This is a genomic window from Polaromonas sp. P4_F6, assembly GCF_056401275.1.
Genome location: NZ_JBFUJQ010000011.1, coordinates 61791 through 76184, shown reverse-complemented (window position 1 = coordinate 76184; position 14394 = coordinate 61791). Strand labels below are relative to the sequence as shown.

The window sequence follows — 14394 nt, the reverse complement described above, 5'->3', positions numbered from 1 at the left end:
ACACAAGGGGGTGGGGACAGGAATACCAATACCGAATACCCGAAGAAACAAGGACACGCCATGGCGTGTCCTTGTTTGTATTTGGCTTCTTTGTCTTCTGTCCCCGCTCCCGATTGCCCCGTCCTGGCTGGGCCGAGGAGCGCAGACGTAGGCGGATCAGGGATCGCGCTTGTCTGAGCGAAGCGAGTTTGCGCGAGACCCCGCCGTAGTCGAGCACCGCAGGTTGCCCGGAGCGAAGCGCAGGGACCCAGACTGCGGGTCGCCTTTCTTTTGGGTACTTTTCTTTGGCGAAGCAAAGAAAAGTGCCTCGCCCGCCGGGGCGAGACCCGGCCAGCTGAACTAAGAAGAGGAAGGAGGAGGATGAGGAGGAAGAGCGCGTAAGGCCGGAGCAAGACCCGACCTCATTCAAGCCTTATTAAAAACCCCATCCAACCTCTTATCCCACTTAACCCCAGGCAACACCTCCGCCAACTGCGAATCCCCAAACGCAAAGGCGCCACGAAGCACCTGGGCCAGCACGGCCCGATAGTCATGGTGGGCCGGCAGGTCGCGGCCTTCGTTAAGTTGGCCGAGACCCGTCCATACCCCATGCCAGCGCCCGCCGGCAACCCGATTCCCCATCAGCCACATCGCATTACCGAAGCCGTGGTCGGTACCACGGGTACCGTTCTCCGCACTGGTGCGGCCGAACTCGCTCATCACCACGACCACGTCGCCGGGCTCCGCAAAATCCTGGCGCAGCTGCGCGATGCCGCGCGCGAGGTTGCCTAAGTTGTTGGCCAATTGGCCGGTGGCCGCACCCTGGTTGGCATGGGTGTCCCAGCCGCCGGCCGATAAAAAGCCCAGGCGCAGTTTGCGGTCGTTGCGCATCAGCGTGCCCAGGTGCTGCGCGTCCAGCTGCAGGCCCACCGGGTCGGCCGCACCGTTGCTGGCCGCCAGCATCTGCGCGTTCAGTGCCTGCAGGTTGGCGGGCGTGCCGTCGCGGTCCAGCGTTCTGTCGGCCATGCGTTTGGCGTCCTGCGCCATCTTTTCGGCCCTGGCGCTTTTTTGTTCAGTCAATTCCTGCGCGCTCTGCATGCGGCTGCCCGCGCCCTGGCGAAAGGCTTCGCTGAGTTTGTCGTCGCCGCCATACAAGTCCATCAGCGCCTGGCGGGTCTTGTCGTTGGCCAGCACGCCGGTGCGCTCGGCCGACTGGCCGCGCGGAATCAAACGCACGGCGGCGGCCTGGCCGGCCAGGATGGCGGGGTTGGCCTCGCCCACACCGAGCGCGACCGCGCCGCCCGCCCCGGCCCGGCCTATGCCCGCCGTGGTGTTGAGCCAGCCGGGCGCGCTGCTGGTCTTGCCGCTTTGCGCGATTTCCATCTGGTACTGCGCATCAAAGTGCGAACGATTCGGCGCCGGCAGGCCGGCCGCGGGCACAAAGCCGAGCACGCCCTGCTGCCACAGCGGCAGCAGCGGAGCGAGGGCGGGATGCAGGGCAAAGGTTTTGTCGAGCTTGATCGCGGTTTGCGCCGTGCCGTCGGGCGCGGCGATCGCGATGCTGGGGCGCAGCGCGTAGTAGTCCTTGTCCGCATAAGGCACAAAGGCCGACAGGCCGTCATAAGCGCCGCGCAAAAAAACCACCACCAGGCGCCCGTTGTTCAGGCCGGGCGCGGCTTGCGCCCATACGCCGGGCGCCGCCAGCGACAGGGCGGACAAGGCGCCCATGCCGAGCAGGCTTCGGCGTTGCAGCAGATTGACCGATGAAGAAGGAATGGGGTCCATGGCTATCCTCGCGCGGTTTATTGATTGACTTACTTACGCATGAAATCGGGGCTGGCCAGCATCAGGCCGGTGCGCATCTGCGCGGGCTCCTGGGCGATGCGCTCACGCGTCGCGACGCTGAAAAAAGCATTGAGGTAGGCCGGCTCGGCCGTGCGCTGGGCCAGGCCCATGGCGTAGTCGGCGCGCCGCGTCAGCGCCTCGGGCGCGAGCCAGGTGTTGGCGTCGGTCTTGTAGCCGTCAGGCGTCTGCCAGCCATGCATGGGCTGGCCGGCCTGCGCGAGAAAGCCCAGGGTCTGGCCTATGTCGCGCCTGTCCCTGACGCCACCGGCCGCGGCAAGCGCCGAGCAGGCAAAGTCCAGCGGGGTCTTGAACAGCTGGTTGTCCTTGGCCCAGAACTCGGGCGACTCGATCAGGCTGCGCATCACCGCGCGCAGGTCGCCCTGGGTGTCGGTAAAAACCGCGGCCAGCCGGGCCACCAGCGCGGGCGGCGGTTTGTCGGCCACAAAAAAAGTTGCCAGCCGGGTGGCGACGCGACGCGCCGTCTCGGGCCGGCGCGCCAGGTAGCGTATGGCCTCCTCGCCCTCGGCCACGCTCTCATTGCCGAAGGTGCGGCCCAGCAGGACCTTGCCGTCCTTGTCGTGCAGGCGCTCGGCAAAACGAAAGCCTTCGCCGTCCTTGAGGTTGACCGTCCAGCCGGTCAGGATGCGGGCCAGCTCGCGCACGTCTTTTTGCGTGTAGCCGCTGTTCACGCCCAGGGTGTGCAGTTCCATGAGCTCGCGCGCGTAGTTTTCATTGAGGCCGCGGCTGTTGCTTTGCGCCTGGTCCAGGTAGAACAGCATGGCCGGGTGTTTGGCGCTGGCCAGCAGCAGGTCTTCAAACCGGCCCAGGGCGTGGGCGCGTATCACGTTGATCTCATAGTGGCCGACAAAGGGTCGCACCGGGCCCTTGCCGACAAACACATTGAGGTGGTTGAACCAGAACTCGGTCATGCGCGCGAGCAGCGGGTTCTCGAGCGCGGGGTCGCTGCAGGACATCAGCCGCCAGGCGGCCGCGCCCTGGGCCATCTCGCGGCTGAATTTTTCATTGCCCGCTGCCGCATCGGCGGTGGCCGCCATGCCGGGTTTGGGCGTCTGGCGCGCGCTGCGGCGCGTCTCACGCTCGGCCTGGAAACTGCGCGCGATGTCGCCCAGCGGCGCGTTGATGCCGGCAAGTTCGGCGGGAAGGGTGGGCGGGCGCTTGCTCGCGGCATAGGCCGCATCGAGCTGCTGCAGCGCCCAGGCGCGGGGCGAGGCGGCGGCCTGCGGCCAGGCCGGCGTGGGCGCATAGCCCAGGCGCGAGGCCGCGCGCCAGGTGGCTGAAAGATTGGCCGTGGGGGGGACGGCTTCGGTCTGTCCTTCGGCTTGCGCCGCGGGGCCGGCGAGGCCGGCCAGCAAGGCAGCCAGAACGCCGGCCAGGGTATTCGCTGTGGGCATGTTTTTCTCCTGCAGCCTTGGAAGCTGTTTATGGCCTAAACAGCTTCTTAAACGCACACCCCCCGGCTTGCGTTGAATCCCGTCCCGCAGCTTTACACAGGCCTAGGCCCAGAGGCCGGCCATTTCGCCCCGGTTTACAAAGTCAGTATGGTGCAGCCCGTGGTCTTGCGGGCTTCCAGCGCGCGGTGCGCCTCGGCCACATCGGCCAGGGCAAACCGCTGGTCTATCGGGATAGCGACCTTGCCGCTGGTCACCATGGCAAACAGCTCGTCGGCCATTTCCTGGGTGACTTCGCGCGTGGCGATGTGGGTGAACAGCGTGGGCCTTGAAACATAGAGCGAGCCCTTGGCCGCCAGCACGCCTATGTCCAGCGGCGGCGTCTTGCCCGAGGCATTGCCGAAGTTGGCGAGCAGGCCGAAGGGGCGCAGGCAGTCCAGCGACTTCATGAAAGTGTCCTTGCCCACCGAGTCGTACACCACCTTCACGCCCTTGCCGCCGGTGATCTCCTTGACGCGGGCCACGAAGTCTTCCTTCGTGTAGTTGATGGCGAAGGCCGCGCCCTGCGACAGGGCCAGCGCGCATTTTTCGTCGGAGCCCGCCGTGCCTATAAGCTGCAGGCCCATGGCCCTGGCCCACTGGCAGGCGATCAGGCCCACACCGCCGGCCGCCGCGTGGAACAGCACATAGTCGCCGGCCTGCAAGCCGCCCTGCGGCTGGGTGCGGCGCAGCAGGTACTGCGTGGTCAGGCCCTTGAGCATCATGGCCGCGCCGGTCTCAAAAGAGATCGCGTCGGGCAGCTTGCACACGCACTTGGCCGGCATCACACGCAACTCGCAATAACTGCCGGGCGGCTGGCTGGCATAGGCCGCGCGGTCGCCGGCCTTGAGGTGGGTGACGCCCTCGCCCACGGCCTCGATGACACCCGAGGCCTCCATGCCCAGCTGCAGCGGCATGGCAAAGGGGTAGACGCCGCTGCGCTGGTAGACGTCGATGTAATTGAGGCCCACCGCCTTGTGGCGTATGCGTATCTCGCCCGGGCCGGGCTCGCCCACCGTGACGTCCACCAGCCTGAGTTCTTCGGGGCCGCCGTGCTGGTTGATGTGGACGGCTTTGGAGGGGTATGAGGCCATGGGCGTGTTCCTTGCAGAGGGAGAAATAAATGCGTGGCCGCCATGGTGCCATGAATCAAAATGGGCCGCTCGGGCCGAGGGTTGAATCCCGGCCTGCCCACGGGCAAGGACGGCGCTTGCTAAAGTCGCCGCCATGACTCAGCGCCTGACTCCCGCCACCGCCTCGCTGCTGGTGCTTCCCCCCATGCTCTGGGCCGGCAATGCCGTGGTGGGCCGCCTGGTCACCGGCCTGGTGCCGCCCATGACGCTCAACTTCCTGCGCTGGGCCCTGGCCTTCGTGATCCTGCTGCCGCTGGCCTGGCGCCTGCTCCAACCCGGCAGCAGCCTCTGGTCCCACTGGAAGCGCTTTGCCGTGCTGGGCCTGCTGGGCGTGGGCTGCTACAACGCGCTGCAATACCTGGCGCTCAAGACCTCGACACCACTCAACGTCACGCTCGTGGCCTCCAGCGTGCCCATCTGGATGCTGGTGGTGGGCGCGCTGTGCTTTGGCCAGCCGGTGTCGCGGCGCCAGCTCGCCGGCGCCGTGCTGTCGATTGCCGGCGTGCTGGTGGTGCTCTCGCGCGGTCAATGGGCGCTGTTGATGCAGGTGCAGCTGGTGCCCGGCGACCTCTATGTGCTGCTGGCCACACTGGCCTGGGCGTTTTACAGCTGGCTGCTGTCGCAACCCAGGGAACCCAAAGAGATTCGTGGCGACTGGGCGGCTTTTTTGCTGGCGCAAATCGTGTTCGGCCTGGGCTGGTCGGGCGCTTTCGCCGCCGGCGAATGGGTGCTGACCGACGCGCACATCGCCTGGGGCTGGCCGCTGGCCGCCGCCCTGCTCTACGTGGCCGTCGGGCCCGCGGTGATCGCCTACCGCTGCTGGGGCATGGGCGTGCAGCGCGTGGGGCCGGCCATCGCCGGTTTTTTCTCCAACCTCACGCCGCTGTTCGCCGCACTGCTCTCGGCCGCCTTCCTCGGCGAGCTGCCGCACCTCTACCACGCGCTGGCCTTTGTGCTGATCGTGGGCGGCATTGTGGTGTCGTCGCGGCGCTAAGCGGTTGCGGCAAAAAAAAGCACGGAGAACAGCCCATGCTGCTTTCCGTGCCCAATTTCCACCAACGGAAATTTTTACTGCCGTGCTCAGCCCTTGACCGGATGCTCCTTGACGCGGCTGACCAGCTGAGTCGGGTTCACAAAGCGCAGCGCGATCAGCAGCCACAGCACCGTGATCGCCATGTAAATCATGGCCATGGCATCCACCGACTGCCCGGCGCGCACGCCCGCGGCGAAGACCGCGTAATACAGCGCGACCACCAGGGTCTGGGTGTCGGGGCCGGCCACCAGAAAGGTCAGCTCGAACATGGCCACCGTGCGCACCAGCACCAGCAGGCCGGCCGCCAGCACACCGGGCGCCAGCAGCGGCACCAGGGTGTAGAGAAACATCTGCCGCGTATTGGCGCCGAAAACGCGCGCGGCCGATTCGATGTTGGTGTCCACCTGCTCGACGAAGGGCGTCATCACCAGGATCACAAAGGGCAGGGCCGGGATCATGTTGGCGATGATCACGCCCGGCAGGGTGCCGGCCAGGTGCAGCTGGTACATCACCGTGGCCAGCGGAATGCCGTAGGTGATGGGCGGCACCATGAGCGGCAGCAAAAACAGCAGCGTGAGCAGCTTCTTGCCGCGAAAGTCCTTGCGCGCCAGCGTGTAGGCGGCCGGCACGCCGATCAGCAGCGACAGAAAGACCACCGAGAACACCACCACCACGGTGACCACCAGCACATGGCTGAGCTGGAACTCCTTCCAGGCCGACACATACCAGGCCGTGGTGTAGGCCTCGGGCAGCCAGGTGCCCAGCCAGCGTGTGGCCACCGAGTTGGTCGCGACCGCGAGGATCAGCAGGCCGACATTGACCAGGAAGAAGGCGATGACACCCCAGACCAGCGCGCGCCAGGCACGGTCGCGCAGCGGGTGGGGATGCTGTTGTGCCGCGGCGCTCATCCCTTGCCTCCGGTGACCGGGCCGCGGTAAAACAGCCGGCGCAGGCCCAGCGCGGCGGCGACGATGGCCAGCTGGGCCAGGCCCATGATCATGGCGACGGCCGAGGCCAGCGAGTAGTCGTACTGCTCAAAAGCCGCTTCGTAGGCCGCAATCGCAATCACGCGCGTGGTGCCGGCCGGCGAGCCCAGCAGCACCGCCGAAGGAAAGACCGAGAAGGCCTGCACAAAACTCAGGCAGAAGGCCATGACCAGGCCCGGCGTGAGCAGCGGCAAATAAATGTAGCGAAAGCGGTTCCAGCCGTCGGCGCCCAGCGTGGCCGCGGCGCGCGGCAGCGCCGGGTCTATGCCGGTGATGTAGGAGAGGATCAGCAGGTAGGCAAACGGAAAACCGGTGATGACCAGCGAGATCAGCACACCCCAGTAGTTGTGCGTCAGGCGTATCGAGCCTTCATAGAGGTTCAGCCAGTGCAGCGCCTGCGCCAGCCAGCCGCGCGGGCCGAAATAGGTCAGCATGCCTTCGGCGATCAGCACCGTGCCCAGGGTCAGCGGCACCACCAGCAGGGTGGACAGCAGGCGCTGGTAAGGGCTTTTGACGCGCGTGGCGTAAGCAATGGCCAGCGCAAAGCCGACGTTGATCAGCGTGGCCGGCAGCGCCAATTGCATGGTGTTGCCTATGGTCTGCCACAGGTCGCGTGTCTGGAAAAAATGGATGTAGTTCTGCAGCACCCCGCCCTGTGCCGGCTGGAAGGACAGCAGCAGGCCGTAGGCAAAGGGGTAGACAAAAAACATGACCATCACCGCGGCCGCCGGCGCGACCAGCATCACGGCCGGGTCCAGCGGCGGCCGCGCATGTTGGGCGGCGGGGGTTGGCGTGGCGAGTCCGGCCATTTCAGGACTCTCCCGCATAGACCAGCACCCGATCGGGCGCCGCAGCCAGCATCACGCTGTCACCCGGCGTGACGGCACGTGACGAACGCACATAGAGCAGGTCCTCAAAAGCCGTCCTGACCTGCAGCAGCCATTCGCGGCCGCCATACTCCGCGGTTTCCACCGTGCCGGGGAAGGCGTGTTCGCCTTCGGCAATCGCGATCTCGTCGGGCCGCACGGCCACCATGACGGTGGCGCCTTCGGGCAGGGCCTGCATGGCCGTGCCCGCCAGGCGAACGCCGCCCGCGCCTTCGACCGTGACACTGGTGCCATCCGAGCGCAGCACCCGGGCCGGCAGCACATTGCGGTAACCCATAAAGCGCGCCACATCCAGCGTGGCCGGCCGCGCGAACACCTCCTGGGGCGTGCCGACCTGCTGCACCACACCGAGCTTCATCACCACCACACGGTCGGCCATGGCCAGCGCCTCGTCCTGGTCGTGCGTCACATAGACGGTGGAGCAGCCCTGGGCGCGGTGTATGCGGCGTATCTCGGAACGCATTTCAATGCGCAGCTTGGCGTCCAGGTTGGACAGGGGCTCGTCCATCAGGATCAGCGGCGGCTCGATGACGATGGCGCGCGCGATCGCCACGCGCTGCTGCTGGCCGCCCGAGAGCTGGCCGGGCAGCTTGTCGGCATGGCCTTGCAGCTGCACGGTGTCCAGCGCCGCGGCCACACGTTTGTCGATCTCGGCCGCCGGCACGCCGCGCATCTTCAGGCCGAAGCCCACGTTGCGGCTGACCGAAAGGTGGGGGAACAGCGCGTAGTTCTGGAACACCATGCCGAAGCCGCGTTTTTCCGGCGGCAGCGTGTCTATGCGCTGCTGGTCCAGCCAGATGCTGCCGCCCGACAGCGGCAGCAGGCCCGCCATGCAATTGAGCGCGGTGGACTTGCCGCAGCCCGAAGGGCCCAGCAGCGCGATGAACTCACCGCGCTCTATGGTCAGCGACAGCTGGTCCAGCGCGTTGGCCCCGCCGAACTGGCGGCTCACCCCCTCCAGGCGCAGCTGCTTGAACTCGTTTTTTTCCACGGGCCGTCCCGTGGTGTTTGGCATCACCATGTCAAAAACCTTTTGTGATATCTACCCCCTCTCCCCCTGGGAGAGGGTTGGGGTGAGGGCCGGCGGCGTCAATAACACCACGCTTTCGTGCACAGGCCGCGGCCCTCACCCCTGCCCTCTCCCAGAGGTAGAGGGAGCAAGAACCTCTTATTTGCCTTTACCAGAACCGATTTCCTGATCCCACTTCTTGAAAGCGGCAACCATGGCCTTGTCGTCCAGTGGCTGGGTGTGCGGCTGCTTGGCGATCCAGTCGGCGTACTCGGGGCGGCCGTACTCCTTGATGATGTCCTGGCTCTTTTGCGGCGCCGCGCTCAGCGGCACGTTCTTCACGGCCGGGCCGGGGTAGAAGTAGCCGGAGTCATAGGTGAGCGCCTGCTGTTCGGGCTTGAGCAGATAGGCCATCAGCTCCATCACGGCCGCCTGGCGGGCGGGCGGCAAGCCCTTGGGCACGGCCATGTAGTGGGCGTCGTTGATCCAGGTGAAGCCATTGAGCGCCGCCACCTTGAACTGCTTGGGCACCACGCCCAGCGCGCGCGGGTTGATGTCCCAGCCGGTCACGGTGACCGTCATATCGCGCGAGCCTTCGCCGAGTTCCTTCATGACAGCGCCGGTGCCCGTGGGGTAGTACTCGATGCAGCTGTTGAGCTCCTTGAGGTAAGCCCAGGTCTTGTCCCAGCCGGCCAGCGGTTCCTTGGGGTCCTTGTCGCCCAGCAGGTAGGGCAGGCCCATCAGGAAGGTGCGGCCCGGGCCCGAGTTGGCGGGGCGCGCGTAAATCAGCTTGTTGGGGTTGGCCTTGCACCAGGCCAGCAGTTCGGCCGGCGTCTTGGGCGGCGCCTTGACCTTGTCGGGGTTGTACTCGAGCAGCGGGCCCGCGGGCATATAGGTCACCATGACGGCCTGGCCGTTGGCCAGGTCCTGCATCTTGCGGGCGCTGGGCAGGTAGTTGTCCATCAGGTTGGGAAACCTGGCGGCATGTGCGGGCAGCATGGGCTCCCAAAGGTTCAGCGCCATGCCGGCGGCCAACGCGTCGGTGCCGGTCAGCACCAGGTCGATGTCGGTGCGGCCCGCCGCCTGCATGGCGCGGATTTTTCCGGGCAGCTCGGGCGCGGGCGCCTTGGTGAAAGTGATGCGCGAGACCAGGTTGGGGTTTTTCGCGGCAAAACTCTCCAGCGCTTCCTGCGTGAGCGCCAGGTTGCCCGCCACGTCAACGACGTTGAGCGTCACGGGCTCCGCATGGGCCGCGCCCGCGATCACGGCCAGGATACCGGCGGCCCGCAGGCCCTCTCCCAGGCGGGACATCAAATGTTTGAACTTCGTCATGGTCTTGTCTCCTTCGTTGTTGCTGTGGACTGAAAACACGAGGCTCGTGGCGGCCTCTTAAAAACGCGGGCTGGTGCCGGAAAACCCCGGCTGGTACTTGCGCATCTGCGCCAGGTCGTTGCGGTTGCGTATGCCGCAAGCCAGGTACTGCTGGTGCAGTTCGACCAGTTTGGCCGGGTCGAGTTCCACGCCCAGGCCCGGGGCTGTCGGTACCCTGACAGCCCCCTGCTCAAATTTGATACGGCCGCCCTTGATGACTTCTTCCTCCTGCCACGGGTAATGCGTGTCGCAGGCATAGGTCAGGTTGGGAATGGCAGCCGCCGCATGTGTCATGGCCATCAGGCTGATGCCCAGGTGCGAGTTCGAGTGCATAGACATGCCCATGCCGAAGACCTCGCACATGCGCGCCAGCGAAGCCGTGGCGCGCAAGCCGCCCCAGTAATGGTGGTCGGACAGCAGGATCTTCACCGCGTTCAGCGAGGCATTGCGGCGGAACTCATCCATGGTGGTGACCACCATATTGGTGGCCAGCGGGCTGCGGCAATGTTTGCTGAGTTCGGCCATGCCTTCCAGGCCGGGCGTCGGGTCTTCGTAGTATTCGAGCAGCTCGTCCAACTCGGGCGCGGCGTCTATGCTGGTTTGCAGCGACCAGTTGGCGTTCGGGTCCAGGCGCAGCGGGTGCGTCGGGAAGGCTTTGCGCAAGGCCTTGATGCCGGCAATCTCCTCAGCCGGCGTGAACACGCCGCCCTTGAGCTTGATGCTTTTAAAGCCGTACTGGCCGACCATGGCCTGGGCCTGCTTTACCAGCTGCTCGGGCGTCACGGCCTCGCCCCAGGCGTCGGGCGCATAGGGCTTGTCCACATGCTCGGCGTATTTGTAGAACAGGTAGGCGCTGTAAGGCACGGTATCGCGCACCGCGCCGCCCAGCAGGTCGCAGATCGGCAGGTTCAGCAGCTGGCCCTGCAGGTCCAGCATCGCGACTTCGAGCGCGCTGATCACCTTCTCGGCATTCTTGGCGGTATGCGAGCCCGGGGCGAGCTCAAACTGCACGCCACCGCCCTGCCCCGGCTTGATGCTGGCGCGCACGCGCTGCTCCATCACATTGAGGTCAAAGGGCGACAGGCCCACGGCCAGGGCACGCGCCTGCTCCAGCGCCAGCAACATGGGTGCATCGCCATAGGTTTCGGCAATGCCGAGGCGGCCGTCGGAGGTTTCCAGTTCGATGATGCTGCGCAGGGCCCAGGGCTCGTGGATGCCGCTGGCGTTGAGCAGCGGCCCGTCGCGAAAGGCGATGGGCGTGACGCGGGCGTGCGTGATGCGGATGTCTTTGTTTCTCATGGGTTCTCAGCTTGCCGTGGCTCCGGATTTTTTGACCAGTTCGGCCCAGCGCGCGATTTCGCTTTTCATGTGGGCGGCGAGTTCGTCGGGCGAGCTCGCGATGATTTCCATGCCCAGCTGGTCGTGCAGCTTGGCCACCACGTCGGGGGTTTTCAGGATCTTGGTGATCTCGGCATTGAGGCGCTGCACGATGGGCCGCGGCGTGCCCTTGGGCGCGTACACCGCCTGCCAGGAAGACATTTCGAACTTCGCGATGCCCGACTCCATCATGGTGGGCAGCTCGGGTGCCAGCGCGATGCGCTTGGCCGTGGTGACGGCCAGCAGCTTGAGCTTGCCGGCCTGCACCAGCGACACAGCGGCCGTCATCTGGTCGAACATAAAGGGCACCTGGCCGGCCACCACGTCCATCATGGCGGGCGGCGTGCCCTTGTAGGCCACGTGCGAGAGCGGCACGCCTATCAGCTCGGCGAACATCTCGCCCGCCAGGTGCGTGGAGGTGCCGGCGCCCGAAGAGGCGAAATAGCGCTTGCTGGGGTCGCGCTTGAGCAACGCCACCAGGTCGGCCACCGAGTTCAGGCCCAGCGCCGGATTCACGATGAGCACATTGGGCAGCATGGCCACCAGCGAAATCGGCTCGAAATCCTTCACCGGGTCGTAGGGCAGGTTTTTGTAGAGGCTGGCATTGATGGCGTGGGTGCTGATGGTGCCGCCGAACAGCGTGTAGCCGTCGGCCTTGGCCTTGGCGACATAGCTCGCGCCCACGGCACCGGCCGCGCCGGGTTTGTTGTCAACCACCACCGGCTGGCCCAGGATGTCCGAGAGTTTTTGCGACAGGGTGCGGCCTATGACATCGGTGGAGCCGCCCGGGGTGAAGGGCACGACATACGAAATCGGCTTGGTGGGCCAGCCCGGCGTGGCGATGTCCTGCGCCAGCGCGCGCAGCGGCGAGGCGGAAAGTGCCGAAAGGCCCAGGCCGCCAAGGCTGCCCAGCGCCGCGCGGCGTGTGAAGTGAGTGCTCATCCTGATGTCTCCTGGTATTTATGCTTTGATCGCGCCTTTGATTGTCATTATGTTAGCGCTAACAAATCAGGATGTTAAAGAGCAAAACCAGGCCCGTCAAGTCAGGCGCTGGCTCTTTCGACTATGGAAAACCCGAGGTCCCTGACCTTGGGGCCGGGGTCCAGGCCCTCGACGCGGTCCAGGATGAAACGCGCGGCCTGCCGGCCTATGGAGGTGCCGTCTATGCGCACCGTGCTGAGCGCAGGATGGGTATGGGCCGCAAAAGGCATGTCACCAAAACCCATGACCGCCACGTCGCCGGGCACGGCCAGGCCCATGGCCTGGACCTCGGTGATCACGCCCTGCGCGATCACGTCCGAGCCGCAAAACACCACGTCGGTTTCAGGATGCTCTGCCCACAGCTGGGCAAAGCCGGAGCGGCCGTTGGCCAGCGACGAAGGCGCGGGCACCATGCAGGCCGGGATCGCGGCCACGCCCAGGGCCGTGAAGCGCTGCTCGAAACCCGAGCGCCGCAGCATGGCACGCTGGTCGTCGGCGGTGATCAGCGCCGGCCTGCGGTAGCCCTTGCGGTACAGGTAGTCGGCCACCTCGGCGCCGGCTTTCTCCTGGGAAAAACCCACGATCATGTCGATGGGCGTGGGCGTGATGTCCCAGGTCTCGACAATGGGAATGCCCGAGGCCAGCAGGCGGCGGCGCCCTTCGGGTGAATGCATGATGCCGGTCAGCACGATGCCGTCGGGCCGCCGGCCCACGATGGCGTCTATCAGTGCATCTTCGCGCGCGCCGCTGTAGCCGCTTTGCCCCAGGATCAGCTGGCAGCCGGCCTCAGCCAGCGCATCGGTCAGCGCCTGTATGGTCTCCAGGAACACCGGGCCGGCGATGGTGGGCACCAGGGCCGCAACCAGCCGGCTGCGGTTGGAGGCCAGGCCGCCGGCGACCAGGTTGGGCACATAGCCGCTGCGCGAAATCGCGCTGCGCACGCGCTCCAGGGTTTCGGGCGAGACCGCCGCCGGCGTGTTGAGCGCGCGCGACACCGTGATGGCCGACACGCCGGCCAGGCTGGCCACGTCGCTCAGGGTGATGCCGCCGGTTCCGGGGCGCGGGGCGCGCTTGGCCTTGCGCAGCGTCTCAGAGGGTGATTTCATGCCCGGATGTTAACGCTAACTTGGCAGCCATCGTGCTCAGTCCAGGCCGAACTGTTGCCGGAAGGCCTCGCAAAAGCCGGCGTTGCCGCTCAGCGTCAGGGTCAGCGTGTGCCGGGCTTTGCCGGGCGCGCCGGGCCGCACCGCCAGGCGCCCCGCCGCCTCGTCATACAGCAGAGCCTCGGGCGCCGTCAGCTCCTGCATGCCGTGCAGGTCGTAGTCCCAGTCAAAACCTTCCTCCAGCGGGCCGCGCCGGCCGGGGAATTCGGCACAGGCCCAAGCCAGCACCTGCACGACTTCGGCATGCACAGAGGGCACCTGCTCCGGCCAGGTGGAGGCCATGGCCTCCAGCACACCCGTGCCGTCGCTGCCTTCCGCGTAGTCGAAGTGGAGGTAGTCCAGGCTCAACACGGAGCTCAGTAGGTACCCGGATAGGCCCCGCCGTCGGCCAGCACGTTCTGCCCCGTCATATAGGCGGCATGCGTGCTGCAGAGGAAGGCGCAGATGCCGCCGAACTCCTCGGGCGTGCCGAAGCGCTGGGCCGGGATGTTCTTGCGGCGCGCATCCATGACGGCTTCCAGCGGCTGGCCGCTTTTTTGCGCGGCGCCGCTCATGGTGCCGCGCAGGCGGTCGGTATCGAAAGCGCCGGGCAGCAGGTTGTTGATGGTCACGCCCTGGGCCGCGAGCTTGCTGCGCGCCACGCCGGCCACAAAGCCGGTCAGGCCGCTGCGCGCGCCGTTGGACAGGCCCAGCACGTCGATGGGTGACTTGACCGAGCTCGAGGTGATGTTGACGATGCGGCCGAAGCCGCGCGCGGCCATGCCGTCAACCGTGGCCTTGATCAGTTCGATGGGGGTCAGCATGTTGGCATCCACCGCCTTGATCCAGGCATCGCGGTCCCAGTCGCGGAAGTCGCCGGGCGGCGGGCCGCCGGCATTGGTCACGACGATGTCGAAGTCCTTGCGCACCGCGAACACGGCGGCACGGCCTTGCACGGTGGTGATGTCGGCGGCAACATATTGAACGCTGGTGCCGGCGGGTTTGGCCTTGTCCGCCGTGAGTTTTTCAGCGGCGGCCTTCAGCGTGTCCTCGCCGCGCGCCACGATCAGCACATGCACGCCTTCGCGCACCAGCGCCTGCGCGCAACCCAGGCCCAAACCTTTGCTGGCGCCGCAGACCAGCGCCCATTTGCCTGCAATACCCAAATCCATAATAATTCCTCATTACAACCACGGGGGAGAG

13 protein-coding genes are annotated in these 14394 nt (G+C 66.2%); 1 reads left to right on the top strand and 12 read right to left on the bottom strand.

All coding sequences use genetic code 11. The features are described from left to right. Positions 1-405: 405 nt before the first annotated feature. From AC1DUN_RS21250 to AC1DUN_RS21240, 3 genes are all read right to left on the bottom strand, one after another. Positions 406-1764 (bottom strand): DUF1501 domain-containing protein, encoded by a 1359-nt coding sequence (locus AC1DUN_RS21250; protein WP_477715719.1) that lies wholly within the window; start codon positions 1762-1764, stop codon positions 406-408. A gap of 29 nt (positions 1765-1793) precedes the next feature. Then, positions 1794-3236, bottom strand: a complete 1443-nt coding sequence (locus tag AC1DUN_RS21245) for a DUF1800 domain-containing protein (protein WP_477715718.1) — start codon at positions 3234-3236, stop codon at positions 1794-1796. Between the two features lie 134 nt (positions 3237-3370). Then, a complete protein-coding gene (locus tag AC1DUN_RS21240) occupies positions 3371-4366 on the bottom strand; it encodes a quinone oxidoreductase family protein (protein WP_477715717.1) in 996 nt (331 codons plus the stop codon). Positions 4367-4499: 133 nt separating this feature from the next. On the opposite strand from AC1DUN_RS21240, the gene AC1DUN_RS21235 reads away from it, so the two are divergent. Next, on the top strand, positions 4500-5399 hold the full coding sequence (locus AC1DUN_RS21235; RefSeq protein ID WP_477715716.1) for a DMT family transporter: 900 nt from the start codon (positions 4500-4502) through the stop codon (positions 5397-5399). Positions 5400-5485: 86 nt separating this feature from the next. On the opposite strand, the gene AC1DUN_RS21230 is transcribed toward AC1DUN_RS21235, so the two are convergent. The 9 genes from AC1DUN_RS21230 to AC1DUN_RS21190 form a co-directional block, all read right to left on the bottom strand. Further along, positions 5486-6346 carry an ABC transporter permease gene (locus AC1DUN_RS21230; protein ID WP_477715715.1) on the bottom strand — a complete coding sequence of 287 codons (861 nt, stop codon included), beginning with the start codon at positions 6344-6346 and terminating at the stop codon, positions 5486-5488. After that, positions 6343-7233 carry an ABC transporter permease gene (locus AC1DUN_RS21225; RefSeq protein WP_477661293.1) on the bottom strand — a complete coding sequence of 297 codons (891 nt, stop codon included), beginning with the start codon at positions 7231-7233 and terminating at the stop codon, positions 6343-6345. Before AC1DUN_RS21225 ends, AC1DUN_RS21230 begins: the two co-directional genes overlap by 4 nt. Before the next feature lies 1 nt (position 7234). Continuing rightward, on the bottom strand, positions 7235-8332 hold the full coding sequence (locus AC1DUN_RS21220) for an ABC transporter ATP-binding protein (protein WP_477715714.1): 1098 nt from the start codon (positions 8330-8332) through the stop codon (positions 7235-7237). A 147-nt stretch (positions 8333-8479) separates the two neighbouring features. Next, on the bottom strand, positions 8480-9631 hold the full coding sequence (locus tag AC1DUN_RS21215; RefSeq protein ID WP_477715772.1) for an ABC transporter substrate-binding protein: 1152 nt from the start codon (positions 9629-9631) through the stop codon (positions 8480-8482). A 78-nt stretch (positions 9632-9709) separates the two neighbouring features. Next, on the bottom strand, positions 9710-10990 hold the full coding sequence (locus tag AC1DUN_RS21210) for a glucarate dehydratase family protein (RefSeq protein WP_477715713.1): 1281 nt from the start codon (positions 10988-10990) through the stop codon (positions 9710-9712). Positions 10991-10996: 6 nt separating this feature from the next. Beyond that, positions 10997-12010 (bottom strand): Bug family tripartite tricarboxylate transporter substrate binding protein, encoded by a 1014-nt coding sequence (locus AC1DUN_RS21205; RefSeq protein ID WP_477715712.1) that lies wholly within the window; start codon positions 12008-12010, stop codon positions 10997-10999. Positions 12011-12111: 101 nt separating this feature from the next. Further along, complete coding sequence (locus AC1DUN_RS21200) at positions 12112-13155, bottom strand: LacI family DNA-binding transcriptional regulator (protein ID WP_477715711.1); 1044 nt, start codon at positions 13153-13155, stop codon at positions 12112-12114. A gap of 36 nt (positions 13156-13191) precedes the next feature. Next, complete coding sequence (locus AC1DUN_RS21195) at positions 13192-13563, bottom strand: hypothetical protein (RefSeq protein WP_477715710.1); 372 nt, start codon at positions 13561-13563, stop codon at positions 13192-13194. A gap of 5 nt (positions 13564-13568) precedes the next feature. Continuing rightward, on the bottom strand, positions 13569-14363 hold the full coding sequence (locus tag AC1DUN_RS21190; RefSeq protein WP_477661299.1) for an SDR family oxidoreductase: 795 nt from the start codon (positions 14361-14363) through the stop codon (positions 13569-13571). Positions 14364-14394: the final 31 nt, after the last annotated feature.